The following is a 20,777-nucleotide window of genomic DNA, read 5'->3' as shown; positions in this document are numbered from 1 at the left end:
GTTGATCAGGAGAAGAGTAATGTTGTGTCTTGGTATAGATGTCGCCAAATTGAAGGTCGATTGCGCACTGCGCCTGGAAACGGGCAAACACCGTGCGAAAGTTGTAGAAAACACCCAGGCTGGCTTTGCCAAACTGGAAGCGTGGCTGCAGAGTCATACGGACGGGTTGCCCCATATCTGCATGGAGGCCACTGGCGTCTATTGGGAGGCGATCGCGGAGTTCTTTGCCCGTCGGGGCTACCGCGTCAGTGTCGTCAATCCGGCCCAGATCAAGGCGTTTTCCCAGGCGCAGCTGGTGCGCACCAAGACCGACCAGGTCGACGCCAAGGTCATTGCCGAGTTCTGCGCCAAGCATGGTCCGGAAGCATGGCAGCCGCCGCCGCTGAGCGAACAGGAATTGAAAGCGATGGTGCTGCGCCTGGATGCGCTGCTGGCCATGCAGACGCAGGAAACGAACCGCCTGGACGTGGCGCGCGAATCGGTCCGGGCCGATATCGAACAGCATATTGCCTGGCTCGGCGAGCAGATTAAACAGCTGCGCAAGCGCGTACGTGATCACATCAACGACGATCCCGACATGCGCGGCAGACGCGACTTACTCGATACCATTCCCGGTGTCGGGGACAATACCATTGCGTTACTGCTGGCCTATGGCATGCATGCCGGGCGCTTCGACAACGGTCGGCAGGCTGCCGCCTTTGCAGGCCTCGATCCGCGCCAACATGAGTCCGGATCAAGCGTGAAGCAGCGGCCCCGGATGTCCAAGATCGGCCACGCGCATCTGCGCAAAAATCTGTACATGCCGGCTATGGTGGCGCTGTACCGCACCGACTGGGGGCGCCAGTTCCGCACCCGCCTACAAGCAGCAGGCAAGCCGGCCAAGCTGGTGATCGGCGCCATGATGCGCAAGCTCGTCCACGTTGCTTTCGGCGTCTTAAAATCTGGCAAACCATTCAATCAGGAGCTTCAAAACGCTTGACCGGCATAACAGTATCTACACGCCCTACACGCCCTACACGCCCTACTTTCTGCAGTTGGTCTTGTCGGCGGATGGGTCGATGTTCTGGTAGCGGATTTCGTACTTGCCGCTGGCCAGCTTGTCGACCACCCAGGTGTCGCGCGCCAGCACGTAGGCGTAGCGCACATTGGATTTGCGCTCCAGGTCGTAGACCTTGATGAACACGGCCGAGTCGTTGCCGGCGTTGTCCAGCGTGAGCTGCATGTCCTCGCCCTTGTTGCTGACCGGGAAGCCGGCCACGTAGCCGGACTGCGCCGGCCAGGCTTCGCCGTTGGGCGCGGCCAGCGCGGGCGCGTCGGCGTCGCAATCGGCCGGGGCGGCGGTGGCCGTGCCCGGCAGCACCACCTGCGACAGCGCCACCACCTTGATCAGCGGCGCGCGCAGCACGCCGCTTTCGGTCGCGTAAGGCTTGGCGACGGCCCAGCTGTCGGCCAGCGGATCGTTCCTGGCTTCGGCCCTGGCGGCCGGCGCCGGGGTGGCGGACGGCGCCGGCCCGGTCGTGCCCGCCGCCGCGCTCAGTTCGCTCTTGCTGCCCAGCGCTGCGGCCAGCACCGCCTGCAGGCGCGGCTGGCCGGCCGACACCACGCCGCCCACCCAGCCCACCACCAGGCTCAGGCCCAGCGCCACGCCCCATTTCCAGTTGCGGCGCCAGCCCGAACGCACCGCGCGCGGTTCGTCCATATGTTCCGGCCAGGCATGCTCCGGTCCCGCGTGCCGGGGCGCCTTATGGCCGTCCTCGTGGCGCGTGCTTTCCAGCCATTCGATTTCCCATTCCTCGGCCGCGATCCACTCGTCATGCTCCTTGCGGCGCTGTGGATCGGCCAGCGTGCCATAGGCGCTGTTGAGGATGGCCATGATGCGCGCCGCCTTTTCGTCGCCCGGATTCTTGTCCGGGTGGTATTTCTGGCTGAGCGCCTTGTAGGCGGCACGTATGACTTCCTGCGGCGCCATGCGCGCCACTTTCAGGTTGTCATAGTGAGTGTGTATCTTTCCCATCGTTCCGTTAACTTTTCGACAAGCGCGCCGCGACGGGTGGCCGCGCTGAATCGACCATCATAGCTGATTCCGGGCCGTCAAACCCATCAAACAGCCGACGAAAAGCGGTGCAATTCGCGCAATCAGAGCCGGTGGCTGCGATCGGCGGCGGCCAGCTGGGCTGGCAATTCCACATTCTTTCCTATGACCAACACCTTAAACAGCTCGCCCATCTCGGCCGGCGACACAAGTTTCTGCAAAGCATTGGCCTGTGGCAAATATGCCATAGCGTCGGACGGATCGGTGCGCAGCAGCAGCTCGCCCACGCCGGCGCCGATCAGGAAAGCGGCCTGGTTCATATAGGCCAGCACGTCGGCGCCCGCGTCCTGCGCGGCCACGGCGGCGGCGGTGAAGTCCACGTGGGCGGTGATGTCCTGCAGGCCGGGCAGGTAGAAGGGCTCGGCGTGGGCGTGGTGGCGGTAGTGGCACATCAGCGTGCCCTTGTCGCGCTGGTCCAGATAGTACTCGTGGCCGGGGAAGCCGTAGTCGAGCAGCACGGCGGCGCCGCTGCCCTGGGCCAGCATGCGGCCCAGGGTAGCCATGAAGCCGCAGGCGGTGCCGTGCAGCTCGGTTTCATAACCGTCCGGCAGCTCGGCTTCCTGCTCGGCGCCGACCTGGCTGGCCAGCTGCCGCTGCAGCTCGGCGCTCATGGGCTGTTCCTCGTAGGCGAAGCCGCCGTCCTGGATGGTGACGTACAGTTCGCGCCAGCCGCCGGCGGTCTTGCGCACCAGCTGCACCGGCATGGCGTCCAGCACCTCGTTGCCGAACACGGCGCCGTCCCAGCGCTCGGGCAGCGCGTCCAGCCATACCACCTGCGGGAAACCGCCCAGCAGCGCCTGCTGGCGCGCGCGCAGCTCGCCGGACAGTTCCACAATCGCGTATTGCTCCAGCTCTATCCCGGCGGCCTTCAGCTCGGTCAGGATGTCGAAGGCCAGCTTGCCGGTGCCGGCGCCGAACTCGAGGATGCGGGGCGCGCTTTGAGCGATAATAGCGGCTGCCACATGGGCCAGCGTGGCGCCGAACAGCGGCGTCAGCTCGGGGGCGGTTGTAAAATCGCCATCCTTGCCCAGCTTGGCGGCGCCGCCGCTGTAGTAGCCCAGGCCGGGCGCGTACAAGGCCAGTTCCATGAAGCGGGTGAAGGGGATGGCGCCGGACGCGCGCTCGATTTCGGCGGCGATCAGGTGCTGCAGGGCGTGGGACGCGGCCAGCGCGTCGCTAGTGGGTGCGGGTAAGCTCATCCCGGCATTTTAAACAATTCGATGGAACTATTCATGACACAGGCAGACAACACGGCGGCGCCGGCCCCGGTGGCGCTGGTGACCGGCGCCGGGCGCCGCATCGGCCGCGCCATCGCGCTGGGCATGGCGCAGGCCGGCTGGGACGTGGCGGTGCATTACCGCCACTCGCTGGCCGAGGCGCAGCAGGTGGTGGCGCAGATCGCCGCCATGGGCCGGCGCGCCATCGCCCTGCCCTGCGACCTGGCCGACGAGGCGGCCGTGCGGCGCCTGCTGCCGCAGGCCGTCAGCGTGCTGGGACAGGTATCCTGCGTGGTCAACAACGCCTCGCTGTTCGACTACGACAGCGCGGCCAGCTTCACCCAGGCGCGGCTGGCCGAGCACATGGCGGCCAATGTGGCCGCGCCCATCCTGCTGGCGCAGGCGCTGCACGCGGCCACGCCGGACGGCGCCCAGGCCGTGGTTTTGAATCTGCTCGACCAAAAACTGTACAATCTCAATCCCGACTTCCTGTCCTACACCTTGTCCAAGGCCGCGCTGCACACGGCCACGACCATGCTGGCCCAGGAACTGGCGCCGAAAGTGCGCGTGGCCGGCATAGCGCCCGGCATCACGCTGGTGTCCGGCGAACAGAGCGAGGACGGCTTCGCCAAGGCGCATACGCAAACGCCGCTGGGCCGTTCCAGCACGCCGGAGGACATCGTGGCCGCCGTGCTGTACGCGGCCGGCGCGCGCGCGCTGACCGGCAGCACGCTGCTGGTCGACGGCGGCCAGCACCTGCAGGCTTCGCCGCGCGACGTGATGTTCCTCGCGAAATAATTATTTATACTCTTTATACTGAAAGCTCAACCATGCTGTCCGCCCTGACCCACCCCCGGCTCCAAGACTGCCGCCGCCTGTTCCTGCGCAACTACGAAGTGCTGATCAACATCGGCGTGCACGATTTCGAGAAGAAGGGCGAGCAGCGCGTCCTGATCAATGTGGACCTGTATATCCCGCTGGCGCTGTCGACCCCGACGGCCGACGAGCTGCACGAGGTGGTGGACTACGACTTCATGCGCGAGACCATCGCGCGCCGCATGGCCGAGGGCCATGTGCACCTGCAGGAAACCCTGTGCGACGACGTGGTGCAAGCCATGCTGGCGCACCCGCGCGTGCGCGCCGCGCGCGTGTCGACCATGAAGCCGGACGTCTACCCGGATTGCGAAGGCGTGGGCGTGGAAGTGTTCCGTATTAAGGATGACGTGTAATGAACGCAGTGATGGAAAACCTGGCCGCCGCGCCAGCAGGAAAGTCGGCCGAAAAGATCGCGCTGGAAAACAACAAGCTGCACAAGCGCCTGTGCCGCCTGGTGGGCCAGGCCATCGGCGACTTCAACATGATCGAAGACGGCGACAAGGTCATGGTCTGCCTGTCCGGCGGCAAGGACAGCTACGCGCTGCTGGACATCCTGATGACCTTGCGCGAGCGCGCGCCGATCAATTTCGAGATCGTGGCCGTCAACCTGGACCAGAAGCAGCCCAACTTCCCGGCCGACATCCTGCCGGCCTACCTGGAAAAGCTGGGCATCCCCTACCACATTGAAAACCAGGACACCTACAGCATCGTCAAGCGCCTGATCCCGGAAGGCAAGACCACCTGCTCGCTGTGCTCGCGCCTGCGCCGCGGCATCCTGTACCGCGTGGCCGACGAGCTGGGCTGCAACAAGATCGCCCTGGGCCACCACCGCGACGACATCCTGGAAACCTTCTTCCTGAATATGTTCTTCGGCGGCAAACTGAAGGGCATGCCGGCCAAGCTGGTGTCGGACGACGGCAAGCACATGGTGATACGCCCGATGGCCTACGTGAAGGAAGCGGACACCGAGCGCTACGCCGAAGTGAAAGGCTTCCCGATTATCCCGTGCGACCTGTGCGGCTCGCAGGAAAACCTGCAGCGCAAGCAGATCAAGAACCTGATGCGCGAATGGGACAAGAAGCATCCAGGCCGCGTGGACAACATCTTCTCGGCGCTGTCGACCGTGGTGCCCTCGCACCTGATGGACCGCGACCTGTTCGGCTTCCAGGACATCAAGGCCGACGGCCTGGCCAACCCGCTGGGCGACATCGCCTTCGACGAGGAGCCCTGCTCCACGCCGAGCACCGCGCCCGGCATCATCCCGCTGCAGCCGCTCTGATTTGCATCAAACCGCCACGCCTTGCCGATGTTACGGCAAGGCGTACAATCGGTTGTCAAACCAGGAGCACACCATGGACGCCCCAGTAGCAAGCTCACTCCCCGAAACTTTGCAGCAGCAGCTGGCCCAGCTGGCCGAACTGACCGGCCAGTCCGAGAGCAGCATCATGCAACTGGCACTGCAAGAATACCTGGACTGCCATCTCCCCGAGATGCTGGAACTGCAAGCGTCCGAGCAACAAGCCGATCGCAAGGAATTTGCGTCCAAAGAAGAAGTTCGGGAAGTATTCGCCCGATATGGCGCATGAACCCGAACTTGAATGGACGCCTCTTGCCGTTAAGAGCCTGGAGCAGGTTCTTGCGCGCATAGCCCAGGATAACCCAGCTGCCGCGCAGCGATTCGCCCGAAGAGTAAAACAAAAAACTGAGCAATTGCGCCAGTACCCCGCGCTTGGCAAAGCCGCCCACAACAAGCGCCGCATCCTGCTTGTCCATCCAAACTATCAACTCACGTACCGCGTCACCGACCAAGCGGTCGAGATCCTCAACATCCGCCACGTCGCACGCAAGCCCAAATAGCGCTCAATTGGCGCCCAAAACTGCCTGCCTCAACAACCGGCTACTCCACACAATTTTCTTGACATCTCATTTTCGACGGCACAATATATTAACAAATTCGTTAATTATCTAATTAAATAATGTCCCTGGATAAAGTATTTGAAGCGCTGGCATCGGCGCCACGCCGCAAAATCCTGGCCTACCTGGCCGAGGCCGAGATGAATACGTCCGAACTGGCGGCGCGCTTCGAGATGAGCGCACCGGCGATTTCGCGCCACCTGTCGGTGCTGGAAAACGCGGGGCTGATCAGCAGCGAACGGCGAGGCCAGTTCGTGTTCTACAAGCTCACAGCGGACAACGTCGCCAACACGCTGACCAGCTATGCGCTGGAGCTATGCCCGGCAGGCAGGCCGCTCAAGCGCGAGTCCGCCGCCATCGCCGCCAACCGGCGCAACCGGAAAGTCTAGACGGGAGAAACGCATGCCTTCGATACCAGACAGCCTGAAACAGCACCGCGTCCGCAGCGCGGATCCCGCAGGCGTCATCGGAGGCACGGTGCGCTACGCGCCGCTCAAGTCTCTGTGGTTCAGCGGCATGGCGGGCGCCGCACTGATCGGTGGCATCGCCACTTTTTCCTGGACCGCATTCGCCCTCTTCCTCGCCGCCACCGCCTTTGCGCTGCTGTTCGGCCATTCACTGGGCAGCCACCGCAAGCTGATACACAACAGCTTCCAATGCCCGAAATGGCTGGAGTACACGCTGGTCTATTGCGGCGTACAGGTCGGCCTGGCAGGCCCGCTTGGCCTGCTGCGCCAGCACGAACTGCGCGACTACGCGCAGCGCATGCCGGACTGCCACGATTACCTGCGCCACGGCCGCAGCTTCTGGCGCGACGGCTGGTGGCAGATCCACTGCGACCTGGCGCTCGACACGCTGCCCGCCATCCATTTGGAGCCGTCCATCGAGAACAACCGCTTCTACCGCTTCCTGGAGCGCACCTGGATGCTGCAGCAGCTGCCTCCCGCCCTGGCGCTCTACGCCATCGGCGGCTGGAGTTTCGTCGTCTGGGGCGTGTGTGCACGCATCACGGCAGGCATCTTCGGCCACTGGCTGATAGGCTATTTCGCGCACAACCACGGCCCCATGCATTCGGAAGTCTATGGCGCGGCCGTGCAAGGCCACAACATCCGCTTCGTGTCCCTGTTGACCATGGGCGAGTGCTGGCACAACAACCATCACGCCTATCCGGGTTCTGCGTGCCTCGGCCTGTATGCCGGCGAATGGGACCCGGGCTGGTGGACCTTGCTGGTGCTGCGCCGCACTGGACTGGCATGGGACCTGCGCCTCCCGCACCAGTTGCAGCACCGCCCCGAACTGCGCAAACTGGACACGCTGCAGCATTCCCCTTGCATCGCCCCTCCGCTCATGGGCACTATCTCAACTTAAGGATATGCCATGAAGGTCGATACCAATTCCAACGCAGTGCAGGGCAAGCTGGAGTTCGTCAAGAAAATGGCCGGCGGCGATTTCCAGGCGGCGCTGGACGGCGCCATGGGCGGCGCGGCGGCGAAGACGAATCCGGTGGCCGAGCTGGAGGCGTATATGAAGATGACGCCCGCCGAACGCATGCGCGATGCGCTGCTGAAAAAGCTGGGCATAAGCGAGGAGGACCTGGCGGCCATGCCGCCGGAACAGCGCAAGAGCTTCGAGGAGAAGATCGGCCAGCTGGTGCAGGAAGAAATGCAGAAGGCCGATCATAAAAAAGGCGCCCGTATCGATACGAGCGCCTGAGATTAGCGCACCTCTTAACGCGCCACCGCGCTGCGCATCACCGGGTACAGCTTGAAGCGCTCGTCCCACGACGGGTGGCGGCGGGCGAAGAAGTCCAGGCGCTGCGCGGAACTGGCGGCGAAGGCGGGGTCGCTGTCCAGCTTGCGCTTGAACTCGGCCGCCACGGCCGGGTCTTTCAGCTGTTCGCGCGCCACTTCCTCGGCCACGTATTCCTCCATGTACTCCTTGCGCTCGAAGGCGTTGTTGAACGCGCCCCAGGCCAGCAGCGAGTCGGCGCTTTCCGGTTCCAGCATGGCCATCACAAGGCGCGACTTGGCCTGCGCGATGGGCACGAACAGCGCGCCCTTGCCCACTTCGCGCGCTTCCCTGCGCCACGCGCCTTCCACCGCCAGCGCCTGGTGCCCTTCAAAGGACTGCGCGCCGAATTTGCTCTTGTCGGCGCGGAAGGCTTCCACTTCGACCTTGCCCAGGTCCGCGTTCAGCACCTTGTAGCCGATGCCGTGCTGCGCCAGCTTGGCCGCCACCATGGCCGCTTGCGCGGCCGGCACCAGGTAGCCGCCGGCCGGCGCCGCCACCTGAAGGTTGGGCACCACTTCGTCGCGCAGCGGCACGGTCCACATTTGCGGCTTGCTCTCGTCGTAGCGGGTCCACAGCGCGCCGGACACGCTGGACGGCGTGCGCGTGTATTCGTAGCCGGCGAACTGTATCATCCGCGTGCGGTCGGTGGTGCGGTAGCTGAGCGGCACCAGCTGGTTGCCCAGGTTCAGCGCGCGCGCGTCCGCCTCGGCCGCCAGCTTGCGCCACTCGGCGCCGTGCTCGGCTACCTGCGACAGCAGCGACACGATGGTGTTGCGCGTGATGCGCACGCGGGTCGGATAGTCTTTCCACGAGTGGGTTTCCACCAGCATGGCGAAGCGGTTGCGCAGCGGGAAGTAGCCGGTCGAGAAGCGCGGCGCCGACATGCTGTCCTCAAAGCCGGACTGCGGATCGTCGGTCTTGGCGAAGGAGATGTAGTAGTGCTTGGGGTCGGAACCTTCTTTGCGCAGGTCGGCCATCACCGCCTCGCGCAGTTCCACGCCGGCCGTCATCAGCGCCGCGTCGCCGCCGTGCACCGGCTCCACCTGGATGGACACGTCGGGCTGGAACTTGGCGCCGTCGGTCACGTGCAGGTCGATATAGGCCAGCGGGTCCCAGGCGTTCACCAGCGCCAGCATGGCCTGCATTTCCGGCGCGTCGGCCTTCACGTAGTCGCGGTTCAGATTGTAGTTCTGCGCCGTGGTGCGCCAGCCCATCGCCACCGGGCCGCGCTGGTTGGGACGGTTCCATTCGCCGAAACGCTCATGGCCGTCGACGTTAAACACCGGCACGAACAGCAGCACCTGCTTGTCCAGCGCGCCCGGCGCGGCCTTGCCTTCGAGCGCCTCGCGCAGCGCCAGGAAGCCGGCGTCCTTGCCGTCGATCTCGCCGGCGTGGATGCCGCCCTGCACCAGCAGCACCGGCAGGCCGCGCTTCTTCGCCTGCTCCGCCGTCAGCGCGCCGCTGCGCGAGACGGCCAGCGCCAGCATGGGCCGGCCTTCCGGCGTGCGGCCGAACTCGAAGCAGCGCACTTGCTTGGGGTAGGCCTGCTGGAAAGCCTTGCACAGCCGCTGCACTTCCTCGTAGCGGCCGGTCTGCTGGAAGCCGGAGCGCTCCGAGACGGTGGTGAGCGCGGGCGCGGCGTGCGCCAGGGGCAAAGCTGCGGAATAGGCCAGGGCCAGGGTCAACTGCAGGGTGCGGCGTTTCATGTATCAGTTCTCCAGCATGCTTAAAAGGGGCGCTCAGCGCGGGGTATGGATGGCGATCTCGCTTACAGGCGGACGCACGGGCACGGCCAGCGGCTCAGGTATGCCGGAACGCGCGCGCGCGGTGGAGGCCGCCGGGCAACGGCCATGCTCGCGGTAATACAGCGCCGCCGCCAGCTGGCCTTCGGCCGGGTCGCCCTGGCTGCGGCTGAAATCGTCCGCCACATTGCAGGTCGGGGCGAAGCCGTCGCTGTAGTCGCCGAAGCCTTTTGCGTTCACGCCCTGGTACTGGATGGTAAAGTAGGTGGTGCCGCAGTTGGGCGTGGGGACAAAAGCGTAAGGCTTGCCGCAGGTCTGGCCGCCGATCAGGTTGACTTCCACGTCCACGCCGCGCAGCCCGTTGATCACCGATTCGCTGGCCGAGCAGGTGCCCGGGCCGGTCAGGATGGTGACGCGATTCAGGCCCAGCTTGGGCAAGGGCTGCAGGTAAGGCGCCGGCTTGGGGGTGTTCAAGCCGAGCGACACCGGCAGGAAAATCAGCGGCGTCTGCGGCGTGCCCTTGTCGTTGACCAGGGTATGCTCAAACGTCTTGCCGGCGGTGATCTCGCCGCCGGATATCATGTAGGCCAGTTCGCTGGCGATCACCAGCAGGCCGCCGCCGTTGTAGCGCAGGTCCAGCACCAGGTCGTTCACCTTGGCGTCCTCCAGCTGCCTGAAGGCTTCGATCAGCTGCAGCTCGGACACCGGGTTATGGCTGTTGAAGGTCAGATAGCCTACCTTGCCGGTCGGCGTATCGATCACCTTGGTGTTCTGCACAGGCGGCACGTCCAGCTTGGCCGCTTTCAGGAACACCATGAACTTTTGCAGGCCGCGCGCCAGCAGGAACTCGTGCACTTCGCCGGCCTTGACGGGGAACAGCCCCGCGTTCAGCTTGGCAACCGTGGCGGCGTCGCCGGCCCAGACAAAGTTCTGGAAATCCACCTGGTTCAGCACATCGCCCCGGCGCAGGCCGGCCTGGTCGGCTGGCGAGCCGGGCAGGACGGAGGTGATGGTCCAGGTGCGGGGAATGTTGGGGCCGGTATTGCGTGCCCAGTTCATGCCGTAGCCCAGTTCCACGCCGCGCGACAGCTCGTCGTATTCGGCGCTCGAATAGGTGAAGTGGTAGCGGTCCTTGGGCTTGCCGTTGGCGGTCAGCAGCGGCGTCTTGAGCACATTGAAGTAGTCCAGCGCGGTGCTGTAGGAGGCCGGGTTGTTGGTCGGCACTTCCGAGTACCACAGATAAGTTTCGTCGGTCCACAGGCGCAGGAAGGACTTCTCGTCGTCCAGCGTGCCCTGGCGGTCCGGATAAAACGCGGTGGCGGTGGATTGGCGCGGCGCGGCGCACAGGTTCTGGAAGCTGGAATAGGCGGGCAGGGCCGGCGCGGCCATGCCGCTGGGCGCGCTGCGCGAGACGGCGGCGGCAGTGCTGCTGGCGGTGCCGGTGTTGTTGGCGTCGCCGCCACAGCCAGCCAGGCTGAGCAGCAAAAGGGCGGCCCAGCAGGTAAGTGAGGAAATTTTCATGCGGGAATTATAGTCGCCCGCCATGCCTTTTTTTGTCACAGATTGTTGCAAGCTGTGACCCGCAGGCCGCCAACAAGGGAACGCGCCGCAATGCGGCGCGATCCCCTTCAAGCTGGCTGCCCGGCTCAGGCCGCGTGGTGGCTGGCCGGCTGGCCGGCGTGGTAGACGGCGATCAGGCCGGCTTCCTTGGCCTTGGCCGCCTTCAGGTGGCGCTCCTTCACGTGGCCGTAGCCGCGGATGTCTTCCGGTATGCTGGCGATGGCCACCGCTTGCGCCAAGTTGGCGTCCGTCAGCTTGCCCAGCAGGCCGGCCACGGTCTGGCGGTACTCGGCGATCAGCGCACGCTCCATCTTGCGCTCGGCGGTGTAGCCGAAGATGTCCAGCGCGGTGCCGCGCAGGCCCTTGAACTTGGCCAGCACGCCGAAGGCTTTCATCATCCAGGGGCCGAACTGCTGCTTGACCAGGTGGCCTTCCGCGTCGGTCTTGGCCAGCAGCGGCGGCGCCAGGTGGAACTTGATCTGGTAGTCGCCTTCGAACATATTCGCCACTTTCTCCTTGAAGGCCGGATCGGTGTACAGGCGCGCCACTTCGTACTCGTCCTTGTACGCCATCAGCTTGTAGAAGTAGCGCGCCACCGCCTCGGTCAGGCGCAGCTGCTTGTGGCCCAGCTTGCCCTCTTCGGCGCGCACGTGGTCCACGAACTCCTTGTAGCGGGCGGCGTAGGCGGCGTCCTGGTAGGCGGTCAGCAGTTCCACGCGGCGGTTGATGATGTCGTCCAGCGACTGCGTGCGCTTGAACTCGATCACCTTGGCCGGCGCGGTCAGGCGGGTCACCATGCCCAGGTCGTGCGCGGCGGTGCGGCCCCAGTTGAAGGCGGTCTTGTTGAAGCCGACCGACACGCCGTTCAGCTCGATGGCCTTGACCAGCGAGGCCTCCGTCAGCGGCACCTGGCCTTTTTGGAAGGCGTAGCCCAGCATGAACATATTGGTGGCGATGGAGTCGCCCATCAGCGCGGTGGCGATCTGGCCGGCGTCGATGAACTCCACGCGCTCCGCACCGCAGGCTCGCTTGATTTCGCTTTGCGAACTGGCGCCCGGGAACTGCCAGTCAGGGTTTTTCACGAAGGCCGCCGTGGTGGCGCCGGTGGAATTGACGGCGGCCCAGGTGCGGCCCTCGCCCATGCGCGACAGCGCGTCGCGGCTGGCGGTGACGATCTGGTCGCAGCCTATCACCAGGTTGGCCGCGCCGGTGCCCACGCGGGTCGAGTGCAGGTCGGCCTGCTTGTCCGCCAGACGAACGTGCGACATGACGGGACCGCCCTTCTGCGCCAGGCCGCTCATGTCCAGCACCACGGCGCCCTTGCCTTCCACGTGCGCGGCCATGGCCAGGATCTGGCCCACGGTCACCACGCCGGTGCCGCCGATGCCGGTGATCAGGATGCCGAACGGTTCGGCGGTCGACAGCATGGCGGGCGACGGCAGCACGGGCATGGCTGCATCACCAGGGGCAGCGGCCTTCTTCGGTTTCTTCAGCGCGCCGCCTTCCACCGTCACGAAGGACGGGCAGAAGCCGGTGGTGCAGGAGAAGTCCTTGTTGCAGGAAGACTGGTTGATCTGGCGCTTGCGGCCCAGTTCCGTTTCCAGCGGCTCCACCGACAGGCAATTCGACTGCACCGAGCAGTCGCCGCAGCCTTCGCACACGGCTTCGTTGATCACGGCGCGTTTGGCCGGATCCGGATATTCATTGCGTTTCCGGCGGCGGCGCTTCTCGGAGGCGCAGGTCTGGTCGTAGATCATGGCCGACACGCCGGGCATGTCGCGCAGCTCGCGCTGCACATCCATCAGCTCGGAGCGGTGGCGCACCGTCACGCCCTCGGCCCACTTGTAATCGTCCGGATATTTGTCCGGCTCGTCGGTGACGACGATGATGGGCGTCACGCCTTCGGCCGCGATCTGGCGCGAAATCATGCCGGGGTCGAGCGGACCGTCGAAGGTCTGGCCGCCGGTCATGGCGACGGCGTCGTTGAACAGGATCTTGTAGGTGATGTTCACCTTGGCCGCCACCGCAGCGCGGATCGCCAGGATGCCGGAGTGGAAATAGGTGCCGTCGCCCAAGTTGGTGAAGACGTGCTTCTCGTTGGTGAACGGCGCCTGGCCCACCCAGGTCACGCCCTCGGCGCCCATGTGGGTGAAGGTGGACGTTTCGCGGTCCATCCACAGCACCATGTAGTGGCAGCCGATGCCGGCCAGCGCGCGCGAGCCTTCCGGCACCTTGGTCGAGCTGTTGTGCGGGCAGCCGGAGCAGAAGAAGGGCGTGCGGTCGGTTTCCGGATTGGCTTTCACCGGCAGGTTTTTCAGCGCCAGCTCCTTCGCTTCCAGGAAGGCCACGCGTTCCTGCACGCGCTTGGCGACAGGATGGCCGGCGCAGTAGTGAGCGATGCGCGAGGCGATGGCGCGCGCGATCTGCGCCGGGTTCAGCTCGTAGGTGGCCGGCAGCAGCCAGTCGCCGTGGCCGGTCTTGCCCTTGTTGCTCCATTCGCCGGTGTCGTCGAACTTGCCCACCACGCGCGGACGCTCGCCGTCCGGCAGGTTGTACAGCTCTTCCTTCAGCGCGTACTCCAGGATCTGGCGCTTCTCTTCCACCACCAGGATCTCGTCCAGGCCCTTGGCGAATTCGTGCACGCCGTCCGCTTCCAGCGGCCAGGTCATGCCGATCTTGTACAGGCGGATGCCGATGTCGGCGGCGGCCTGCTCGTCGATGCCCAGGTCGGCCAGCGCCTGGCGCGTGTCCAGGTAGGACTTGCCGGCGGTGATGATGCCGATCTTCGGTTTCGGCGAATCCCAGATGATCTTGTTCAGCTTGTTGGCGCGGCAGTAGGCCAGCGCGGCGTACCACTTGTAGCTGTTCATGCGGACTTCCATGTCCAGCACGGTGTCCGGCCAGCGGATGTTCAGGCCGCCGGCGGGCAGTTCAAAGTCGGTCGGCAGCTGGATCTGCACGCGGTCCGGATCGAAGTCCACCACGGCGCCGGATTCGATAATGTCGGTCACGCACTTCATCGACACCCACAAGCCGGTGTAGCGGCTCATGGCCCAGGCGTGCAGGCCGTAGTCGATGTATTCCTGCACCGAGGACGGGTACAGCACGGGGATGCCGCAGGCGTTCAGGATGTGGTCGGACTGGTGCGCGGTGGAGGACGATTTGGCCGCGTGGTCGTCGCCGGCCAGCACCAGCACGCCGCCGTGCTGGGCGGAGCCTGCGTTGTTGGCATGCTTGAAGACGTCGCCGCAGCGGTCCACGCCGGGGCCTTTGCCGTACCACATGGAGAACACGCCGTCGTATTTGGCGTCCTCGAACAGATTGGTCTGCTGCGTGCCCCAGACGGCGGTGGCCGCCAGGTCTTCGTTCATGCCGGGGTGGAATTTGACGTGGTGCGCGTCCAGGTATTTCTTGGCCTTCATGGCCGTCATGTCCACGCTGGTGACCGGCGAGCCGCGGTAGCCGGTGATGTAGCCGGCCGTGTTCAGGCCCGCTTTCAGGTCGCGCTCGCGCTGCATCATGGGCAGGCGTATCAGCGCCTGCGTGCCGGTCATGAAGGCGCGGCCGCGCTCCAGGGTCCATTTGTCGTCTAGCGAAATATCTTGCGCTGGCTTACCGGATTCCAGATGGGAATCTTTGACTGGTGCGTTCATTAGGTGGTCTCCACTATTTCTCGGGTGCCCGTGCGCCGTTCTGTGCGGCGCTGGCGGGTTAGTGCTGATGTTACGTAGGGCGGGTTAGGCGAAGCCGTCACCCGCCAAATTCAAACGGCGGCCTTGTCGTCTTTCAATACGCCGCGCTTGATCTGGTCCAGCTCGATGGACTCGAACAGCGCGCGGAAGTTCCCCTCGCCGAAGCCCTGGTCGCCCTTGCGCTGGATGATCTCGAAGAAGATAGGCCCGATCACGTTCTGCGTGAAAATCTGCAGCAGCAGCTCGCGCTCGCTTTCGGTGCTGTGGCCGTCGATCAGGATGCGCAGGCGGCGCAGCTCTTCCAGGTTCTCGCCGTGGTGCGGCAGGCGGCGGTTCACCAGCTCGTAGTAGGTTTCTATGGTGTCCTGGAACACGATGCCGGTGTCGCGCATGGCCTGGATGGACTGGTAGATATTGTCCGTACCCAGCGCAATGTGCTGGATGCCCTCGCCGTGGTAGGCGTCCAGGTACTCGGCGATCTGCGATTTGTCGTCCGACGATTCATTGATCGGGATGCGGATCTTGCCGCACGGCGAAGTCATGGCTTTCGACTTCAGGCCGGTGAGCTTGCCTTCGATGTCGAAGTAGCGGATTTCGCGGAAGTTGAACAGGTTCTCGTAGAACGACGCCCATTCCTTCATGCGGCCGCGGTGCACATTGTGGGTCAGGTGGTCGATATAGGTCAGGCCATGACCGGCCACGACCGGGTTGGCCACCGCGCCGGGTATCGCCACGAAGTCCACGTCGTAGATGCTGATGTCGCCGATGGCGCCGGCCGGCACGCCCTTGGCGGCGTTCTTGCCGCGCCAGCGGTCCACGAAGTACAGCAGCGAGTCGCCCACGCCCTTGATGGCGGGAATGTTCAGCTCCATCGGGCCGGTCTTGTTGTCGAAGCCCCAGGCGCCCAGTTCCAGCGCGCGCTGGTAGGCGAAGGCGGCGTCGTCCACGCGGATGGCGATGGCGCACACGGACGGGCCGTGCTGGCGCGCGAAGCGCTGCGCGAACGAGTCCTGCTCGGCGTTGATGATGAAGTTGATGTCGCCCTGGCGGTACAGGGTTACATCCTTGTGGCGGTGGCGTGCGATGGCGGTAAAGCCCATGCTTTCGAACAGCGCGCCCAGGGCCTTGGGGTCCGGCGCGGCGTATTCGACAAACTCAAAACCATCGGTACCCATAGGGTTGTCCCAGGACTCGAATTTCATGCGTGTCTCCTCTGCTTATTTTCCGCCCAGTATAGTCCCGCAGGGGGGCATTAAATTGCGAACAATTCCCGGACGCCGCCGATGTGCGCAATAATATTGCTTGTAACCTGACCAAAAGAGGGATTTATGACCAAGATTGCGCTCGACAAAACCGACCGTAAGATTCTGGCAATTTTGCAGGGCGACGGCCGCCTGTCCAACCAGGACGTGGCCGAGCAAGTCAGCCTGTCGCCATCGCCGTGCCTGCGCCGCATCAAGCGGCTGGAAGAAGAGGGCGTGATCCGCCAGTACGTGGCGCTGCTGGACCCGGACAAGATCGGCCTGGGCCTGCTGGCCTATGTGAACGTGCGCCTGGAAAAGCACAGCGACGCCGCCGCCGCCAACCACAGCACCGCGCGCGCGCTGGGCGTGAATCCGGGCGGCACCTCGCCGCGCGCCGACTTCGCGGTGGCGGTTGAGCAATGGCCGGAAGTGGTGGCCTGCTACGCCATGACCGGCGAAATGGACTACCTGCTGCGCGTGCACGTTGAGGACATGGACCACTTCTCGCGCTTTATGATGGCCACCCTGCTGCGCCACCCTGCCGTGCTGGACGTGAAGTCCAGTTTCGCCCTGCAGCGCATCAAGGACACCACCGCCCTGCCCCTGGTTTGATGCGGAAAGGCAACAGGTTTGCGCTAAACCGGCGCTAATATAGTAGCGTTTTGCAAGTAAGTGAGAATTGGTGAGAATTGCCTGTGGGACATGAATATATCATGTCAGCTACACTACAGTGCTTACCTAAAATGCAACTTACTTTCAAGCAGCGTATCTGGGCCATCCCAGCGATCGCAGCGCTTCTGTTCGCCACCGGCCTCGGCATCAATCAAAGCTACACCTCCTCCGCCCTGGCGCACATTGCACGCGCCGGCAGCGTCGATTATCCGGCGCTGGACCACCTCAATTCCCTGATCCGCGACGTGCAGGCCATCTCCGAAGGCATGCAGCACGCGGTGGCGGACGGCGAACAGGACGGCCTGGTGGCGATCCAGAATTCCGCGCAGCGCATCCGCGCCACGCTGGCCACCCTGGGCAAGGTCGACGGCCACGCGCCGGCGGCCGAGCGCCTGGGCGCCGAATTCAACGCCTACTACCAGCCCACGCTGCAGGCCGGCAAGATCATGCTGGGACTGGAAAGCGGCGACGCGCCCAAGATCATCGCCGCCATGCAGGCCGCGCTCAAAGTGCTGCAGCAGGACCTGGGCCAGAGCTATGCGGCCGAGAGCAAGCAGCTCACCGCCACCCTCGGCGACAGCACGCGCGACGTCAACTTCCTGATGAAGCTCAATATCGTGGTGGCGCTGGTGACCGTGGCCTGCCTGGCCCTGGCCTCCTATGTGATTATCCGCCTGCTGTGGCGCCAGCTGGGCGGCGAGCCTGAGTACGCGATCAAGATCGCCGTCACCATCGCCGACGGCGACTTCACCAGCCGCATCAATACCCTGCCGGACGACAGCGGCAGCCTGCTGCTCAGCCTGCACAACATGCAGCACAAACTGGCCAGCACCATGCAGCGCATCCGCGCGGCGGGAGACACCATCGCCGGCGCCGCGCACGAGATCGAGGCGGGCAACGCCGACCTGGCCCAGCGCACCGAGCGCGAAGTGGGCGCGCTGGACCAGACCGTGCAGTCCATGCGCCAGCTGACCTCCACCGTGCGCCAGAACGCCGACAGCGCCCACCAGGCCAACCAGCTGGCCGGCGACGCGTCCGGCGTGGCGGAAAAAGGCGGCGCCGTGGTGGCCCAAGTGGTGGACACCATGGGCGCCATCAACGCCTCCTCGCGCAAGATTGTCGACATCATCGGCGTGATCGACGGCATCGCCTTCCAGACCAATATCCTGGCGCTGAACGCGGCGGTGGAAGCGGCCCGCGCCGGCGAGCAGGGCCGCGGCTTCGCCGTGGTGGCTTCCGAAGTGCGCAGCCTGGCCCAGCGCTCGGCCGCCGCCGCCAAGGAAATCAAGACCCTGATCGACGACTCGGTGCGCCGCGTGGACGACGGCGCGCGCCTGGTCGACCAGGCCGGCGAGACCATGAACGACATCGTCAGCAGCATCGCCAGCGTGACCGGCATCATGGCCGAGATCACCGCCGCCAGCCAGGCGCAAAGCGGCGAGATCGAGCACATCCAGGGCGCCCTGGGCGAGATCGACCACGACACGCGCCAGAACGCCGTGCTGGTCGAGCAGGCCTCGGCGGCGGCCGGCTCGCTGCTGGAGCAGGCCACCAACCTGGCCCAGGTGGTGAGTGTGTTCAAACTCGGCCAGGACGCCGCGCCGCGCCTGGCCGCCAGCCCCTCTTTTCCCCTCCTAGCAAAGCACTAAATATGAACCAGAAATTCCTGGCCGGCGGCAGCGCGCTGCTGCTGGCGGCCGCGCTGGCCCTGCCCGCGCGCGCCGAACTGGTGGTCATCGTCTCGTCCAAGGCCAACGTGCCTGCTGCCGAGCTGATCTGCCAATCCTACCTCGGCAAGACCAAGCTGCCGGCCCCGGTCAACCTGCCGGAAAAGAACGCCGCGCGCGACCAGTTCTACGCCAAGGCCTGCCATAAAGATCCGGCCCAGGTGCGCTCGATCTGGTCCAAGCTCATCTTCACCGGGGGCGGCACGCCGCCGCAGGAAGTCGAGAGCGAGCAGGACATGAAGAAAACCGTCGCCGCCGATCCCACCCGCATCGGCTACATCGACAAAAAGGACGTCGACGCCAGCGTCAAGATCGTCGCCACCCTGAATTAATTGCTGAGCATACCCATGAACAAACTGATTACCGGCCTGCTGCTGGGCGCCGCCAGCCTGGGCACCGCGCACGCGGGCGACTTCACCATCTCCGGCTTCGGCACCCTGGCAGCAGGCAAGGCCTACGGCGGCACCCAGGGCCAGTGGAACGAATTCGACTGCCCCTGCTACATCGCCAACTACGAGCACGGCGCCGTGTACGACAAGAACCGCGTCAGCCTGGCAGAAGAGTCGCTGGCCGGCGTGCAGCTGAAATACAAATTCAGCGAGCAGCTGTCGGCCACCGCGCAAGTGGTCAGCCGCGCCTCGGAAAAAATGAAGGGCGAGATCGACTGGGCCTACGTCACCTGGGACATCACGCCCGAGACCACGCTGCAGGCCGGCCGCCGCCGCCTGCCGATCTACGCCTATTCCGACAGCGTCTACATCGGCTACACGCTGCCGTGGATACGCGTGCCGCAGGACATCTACGGCTGGGAAATCGGCGCCTACAACGGCGTCAACCTGAGCCACCGCAAGACGCTGGGCGACTGGGCCGTGATCGGCAATATCTTCACCGGCCAGGAAGTCACGAAGAACAACAAGGAAATGGAGCGCATCTACTACGGCGCCAGGGTGGACGACGCGTGGAAACGCATCCTGGGCGGCTATCTGGAAGTGTCCAACGACTACGTGGGCGTGCGCATGATCTACATGCAGAACACCATCGACCTGACCAGCTACCCGGCCGCCGCCGAGGACGCGGTGGTGACGCGCGGCCTGCGCCAGCGCATCATGGGCGTGTCGGCCAGCGTGGACTACAACAACTTCCTGCTGCGCGCCGAAGCCAACACCTTCCGCCGCCCGGCCCAGGACTACAAGGCGCGCAGCTGGACCGCGACGGCCGGCTACAAGATCGGCGACTTCACGCCGCTGGCCGGCTATTCGCACTACACGGAAAAACAGACCGACCTGTACACCGACCTGCAGATCGACAACACCCGCTTCGTGGCGCTGCGCTGGGACTTCCGCAAGAATATGGACCTGAAAATCCAGTTCGACAAAGTGATAGACCGCAGCCACATCGCCTTCAGCGGTAATTCGAAGCTGGTCAGCGTGGCGCTGGACGCGGTGTTCTAAAGCTTGTTTTTACGGCCGGGCAGCTTGTCCAGCCATTTGGCGGCGGCGCGGGTATTGGCCTTGAGCGCGTAGTCCAGCGTGGCCACCTGCTCCTCCACCGCCTCCTGCAGCATGCTGGCCGGATTGGCCGCCTCCAGCTTCAGGTAGGCGTCCGCCTCGCCGTAGTCGCGGTGGATCTGCATGCCGGCCTTTTTGGCGATATGCATCATGGTCTGGTTGGACGACAGGCAGTGCATATACAGCGTGTCGACGTCGTTGTTGCGGCAGTGGATGGCGGCGCGCTCGAACAGCTTGGAGCCTATGCCCAGCCCGCGCGCCGACTTCGACACCGACACGCCGAACTCCGCCACCCGCTCCTTCTCGGTGGCGGACTTCTTGGTTTCCTTGGGCGCAAACGCCAGGTGGCCCACGGCCACCAGCTTGAACACGCGGTTGTAGACGCCAAACACCATGTCGCGCGAAAAATCGATGCCCTGCGCGTACTTGGCAACCTGTTCGTCGCCCAGGTAGGAACCGAAGCGCAACAGGCGGTCGCCCCGCTCCAGCGCCAGGAAATGCTTGAGCATGCGCCGCCGGTCGCGCTCGGCCAGCTCCTTGACCATCACGGTCGGCCGGTACTGGCCGCCCTTCAGCCAGCGCCGCAGCGGATTGCGAAACATGTTCAGTCTGGTCACTCATCACTCCCTCGCCGCGCGTTGTGCGGCGCAGCATGAAACCCCATTGTATCCGAATTGAAAAACGAAAATCGAGGCCTGCCTCTAGCGTGACCAATTTTCGTTCGACATTGCAATTTTAGTGA

At 64.7% G+C, this 20,777-nt stretch carries 20 protein-coding genes; 13 read left to right on the top strand and 7 right to left on the bottom strand.

Annotated features, from left to right (window positions below):
- Positions 1-19 precede the first annotated feature (19 nt).
- Positions 20-979 carry an IS110 family RNA-guided transposase gene (locus KT882_RS03625; RefSeq protein WP_228892791.1) on the top strand — a complete coding sequence of 320 codons (960 nt, stop codon included), beginning with the start codon at positions 20-22 and terminating at the stop codon, positions 977-979.
- 42 nt (positions 980-1,021) lie between these two features.
- On the opposite strand, the gene KT882_RS03620 is transcribed toward KT882_RS03625, so the two are convergent.
- Both KT882_RS03620 and KT882_RS03615 read right to left on the bottom strand, forming a co-directional pair.
- A complete protein-coding gene (locus KT882_RS03620; RefSeq protein ID WP_228894450.1) occupies positions 1,022-2,014 on the bottom strand; it encodes a J domain-containing protein in 993 nt (330 codons plus the stop codon).
- A gap of 122 nt (positions 2,015-2,136) precedes the next feature.
- Positions 2,137-3,291, bottom strand: coding sequence for a class I SAM-dependent methyltransferase (locus KT882_RS03615; protein ID WP_228894448.1), 1,155 nt, complete (start codon positions 3,289-3,291; stop codon positions 2,137-2,139).
- 33 nt (positions 3,292-3,324) lie between these two features.
- Between KT882_RS03615 and KT882_RS03610 the strand changes: the two genes are divergently transcribed.
- From KT882_RS03610 to KT882_RS03575, 8 genes are all read left to right on the top strand, one after another.
- A complete protein-coding gene (locus KT882_RS03610) occupies positions 3,325-4,107 on the top strand; it encodes an SDR family oxidoreductase (RefSeq protein WP_161071502.1) in 783 nt (260 codons plus the stop codon).
- Between the two features lie 32 nt (positions 4,108-4,139).
- Positions 4,140-4,538, top strand: coding sequence for a dihydroneopterin aldolase (locus KT882_RS03605; RefSeq protein WP_161071503.1), 399 nt, complete (start codon positions 4,140-4,142; stop codon positions 4,536-4,538).
- Complete coding sequence (ttcA, locus tag KT882_RS03600; protein ID WP_228894447.1) at positions 4,538-5,464, top strand: tRNA 2-thiocytidine(32) synthetase TtcA; 927 nt, start codon at positions 4,538-4,540, stop codon at positions 5,462-5,464. Before KT882_RS03605 ends, ttcA begins: the two co-directional genes overlap by 1 nt.
- 73 nt (positions 5,465-5,537) lie before the next feature.
- On the top strand, positions 5,538-5,771 hold the full coding sequence (locus tag KT882_RS03595) for a ribbon-helix-helix domain-containing protein (RefSeq protein WP_161071505.1): 234 nt from the start codon (positions 5,538-5,540) through the stop codon (positions 5,769-5,771).
- A complete protein-coding gene (locus KT882_RS03590; RefSeq protein WP_161071506.1) occupies positions 5,761-6,042 on the top strand; it encodes a type II toxin-antitoxin system RelE/ParE family toxin in 282 nt (93 codons plus the stop codon). The genes KT882_RS03595 and KT882_RS03590 overlap by 11 nt, the downstream gene beginning before the upstream one ends.
- A 119-nt stretch (positions 6,043-6,161) precedes the next feature.
- Positions 6,162-6,488 (top strand): ArsR/SmtB family transcription factor, encoded by a 327-nt coding sequence (locus KT882_RS03585; protein ID WP_161071507.1) that lies wholly within the window; start codon positions 6,162-6,164, stop codon positions 6,486-6,488.
- Between the two features lie 13 nt (positions 6,489-6,501).
- On the top strand, positions 6,502-7,467 hold the full coding sequence (locus KT882_RS03580; protein ID WP_228894445.1) for an acyl-CoA desaturase: 966 nt from the start codon (positions 6,502-6,504) through the stop codon (positions 7,465-7,467).
- 9 nt (positions 7,468-7,476) lie between these two features.
- Positions 7,477-7,812, top strand: a complete 336-nt coding sequence (locus KT882_RS03575) for a hypothetical protein (protein ID WP_161071509.1) — start codon at positions 7,477-7,479, stop codon at positions 7,810-7,812.
- A 14-nt stretch (positions 7,813-7,826) separates the two neighbouring features.
- On the opposite strand, the gene KT882_RS03570 is transcribed toward KT882_RS03575, so the two are convergent.
- The 4 genes from KT882_RS03570 to hppD all read right to left on the bottom strand — a co-directional run bounded on the left by KT882_RS03570 (position 7,827) and on the right by hppD (position 16,086).
- A complete protein-coding gene (locus KT882_RS03570) occupies positions 7,827-9,596 on the bottom strand; it encodes a M14 family metallopeptidase (protein WP_228894436.1) in 1,770 nt (589 codons plus the stop codon).
- 33 nt (positions 9,597-9,629) lie between these two features.
- The gene (locus tag KT882_RS03565; RefSeq protein WP_228894431.1) at positions 9,630-11,153 is read right to left on the bottom strand and encodes a S41 family peptidase; all 1,524 of its coding nucleotides are present in this window, start codon (positions 11,151-11,153) and stop codon (positions 9,630-9,632) included.
- A gap of 125 nt (positions 11,154-11,278) precedes the next feature.
- Positions 11,279-14,845 carry an indolepyruvate ferredoxin oxidoreductase family protein gene (locus KT882_RS03560; RefSeq protein ID WP_228894429.1) on the bottom strand — a complete coding sequence of 1,189 codons (3,567 nt, stop codon included), beginning with the start codon at positions 14,843-14,845 and terminating at the stop codon, positions 11,279-11,281.
- A 110-nt stretch (positions 14,846-14,955) separates the two neighbouring features.
- Entirely contained in the window at positions 14,956-16,086 is a 1,131-nt protein-coding gene (gene hppD / locus KT882_RS03555) for a 4-hydroxyphenylpyruvate dioxygenase (protein WP_161071513.1), read from the bottom strand.
- Positions 16,087-16,212: 126 nt separating this feature from the next.
- On the opposite strand from hppD, the gene KT882_RS03550 reads away from it, so the two are divergent.
- The 4 genes from KT882_RS03550 (at position 16,213) to KT882_RS03535 (ending at position 19,978) form a co-directional block, all read left to right on the top strand.
- Complete coding sequence (locus KT882_RS03550; protein ID WP_161071514.1) at positions 16,213-16,740, top strand: Lrp/AsnC family transcriptional regulator; 528 nt, start codon at positions 16,213-16,215, stop codon at positions 16,738-16,740.
- Positions 16,741-16,871: 131 nt separating this feature from the next.
- Positions 16,872-18,449, top strand: a complete 1,578-nt coding sequence (locus KT882_RS30745; RefSeq protein WP_321170322.1) for a methyl-accepting chemotaxis protein — start codon at positions 16,872-16,874, stop codon at positions 18,447-18,449.
- 2 nt (positions 18,450-18,451) lie between these two features.
- A complete protein-coding gene (locus KT882_RS03540; RefSeq protein WP_228894428.1) occupies positions 18,452-18,859 on the top strand; it encodes a hypothetical protein in 408 nt (135 codons plus the stop codon).
- 15 nt (positions 18,860-18,874) lie between these two features.
- Entirely contained in the window at positions 18,875-19,978 is a 1,104-nt protein-coding gene (locus KT882_RS03535) for a porin (protein WP_228894427.1), read from the top strand.
- Here the strand turns inward: KT882_RS03535 and KT882_RS03530 are convergent.
- A complete protein-coding gene (locus KT882_RS03530) occupies positions 19,975-20,637 on the bottom strand; it encodes a GNAT family N-acetyltransferase (protein ID WP_161071551.1) in 663 nt (220 codons plus the stop codon). The genes KT882_RS03535 and KT882_RS03530 overlap by 4 nt on opposite strands.
- Positions 20,638-20,777 lie beyond the last annotated feature (140 nt).

It is taken from the genome of Pseudoduganella aquatica, assembly GCF_020865585.1.
In the GTDB taxonomy this organism is placed as follows: domain Bacteria; phylum Pseudomonadota; class Gammaproteobacteria; order Burkholderiales; family Burkholderiaceae_D; genus Rugamonas; species Rugamonas aquatica_A.
This window is presented reverse-complemented; position numbering and strand designations above follow the sequence as displayed.

What these genes read in the sequence shown, in the direction of transcription:
- KT882_RS03590 (WP_161071506.1), top strand. Translation starts at nt 5,761, where the DNA reads ATGGCGCATGAACCCGAACTTGAATGGACGCCTCTTGCCGTTAAGAGC.
- KT882_RS03595 (WP_161071505.1), top strand. Translation starts at nt 5,538, where the DNA reads ATGGACGCCCCAGTAGCAAGCTCACTCCCCGAAACTTTGCAGCAGCAG.
- KT882_RS03540 (WP_228894428.1), top strand. Translation starts at nt 18,452, where the DNA reads ATGAACCAGAAATTCCTGGCCGGCGGCAGCGCGCTGCTGCTGGCGGCC.
- KT882_RS03560 (WP_228894429.1), bottom strand. Translation starts at nt 14,845, where the DNA reads ATGAACGCACCAGTCAAAGATTCCCATCTGGAATCCGGTAAGCCAGCG.
- KT882_RS30745 (WP_321170322.1), top strand. Translation starts at nt 16,872, where the DNA reads ATGCAACTTACTTTCAAGCAGCGTATCTGGGCCATCCCAGCGATCGCA.
- KT882_RS03570 (WP_228894436.1), bottom strand. Translation starts at nt 9,596, where the DNA reads ATGAAACGCCGCACCCTGCAGTTGACCCTGGCCCTGGCCTATTCCGCA.
- hppD (WP_161071513.1), bottom strand. Translation starts at nt 16,086, where the DNA reads ATGAAATTCGAGTCCTGGGACAACCCTATGGGTACCGATGGTTTTGAG.
- KT882_RS03625 (WP_228892791.1), top strand. Translation starts at nt 20, where the DNA reads ATGTTGTGTCTTGGTATAGATGTCGCCAAATTGAAGGTCGATTGCGCA.
- KT882_RS03615 (WP_228894448.1), bottom strand. Translation starts at nt 3,291, where the DNA reads ATGAGCTTACCCGCACCCACTAGCGACGCGCTGGCCGCGTCCCACGCC.
- KT882_RS03610 (WP_161071502.1), top strand. Translation starts at nt 3,325, where the DNA reads ATGACACAGGCAGACAACACGGCGGCGCCGGCCCCGGTGGCGCTGGTG.
- KT882_RS03530 (WP_161071551.1), bottom strand. Translation starts at nt 20,637, where the DNA reads ATGTTTCGCAATCCGCTGCGGCGCTGGCTGAAGGGCGGCCAGTACCGG.
- KT882_RS03605 (WP_161071503.1), top strand. Translation starts at nt 4,140, where the DNA reads ATGCTGTCCGCCCTGACCCACCCCCGGCTCCAAGACTGCCGCCGCCTG.
- KT882_RS03550 (WP_161071514.1), top strand. Translation starts at nt 16,213, where the DNA reads ATGACCAAGATTGCGCTCGACAAAACCGACCGTAAGATTCTGGCAATT.
- KT882_RS03575 (WP_161071509.1), top strand. Translation starts at nt 7,477, where the DNA reads ATGAAGGTCGATACCAATTCCAACGCAGTGCAGGGCAAGCTGGAGTTC.
- KT882_RS03620 (WP_228894450.1), bottom strand. Translation starts at nt 2,014, where the DNA reads ATGGGAAAGATACACACTCACTATGACAACCTGAAAGTGGCGCGCATG.
- KT882_RS03585 (WP_161071507.1), top strand. Translation starts at nt 6,162, where the DNA reads ATGTCCCTGGATAAAGTATTTGAAGCGCTGGCATCGGCGCCACGCCGC.
- ttcA (WP_228894447.1), top strand. Translation starts at nt 4,538, where the DNA reads ATGAACGCAGTGATGGAAAACCTGGCCGCCGCGCCAGCAGGAAAGTCG.
- KT882_RS03535 (WP_228894427.1), top strand. Translation starts at nt 18,875, where the DNA reads ATGAACAAACTGATTACCGGCCTGCTGCTGGGCGCCGCCAGCCTGGGC.
- KT882_RS03565 (WP_228894431.1), bottom strand. Translation starts at nt 11,153, where the DNA reads ATGAAAATTTCCTCACTTACCTGCTGGGCCGCCCTTTTGCTGCTCAGC.
- KT882_RS03580 (WP_228894445.1), top strand. Translation starts at nt 6,502, where the DNA reads ATGCCTTCGATACCAGACAGCCTGAAACAGCACCGCGTCCGCAGCGCG.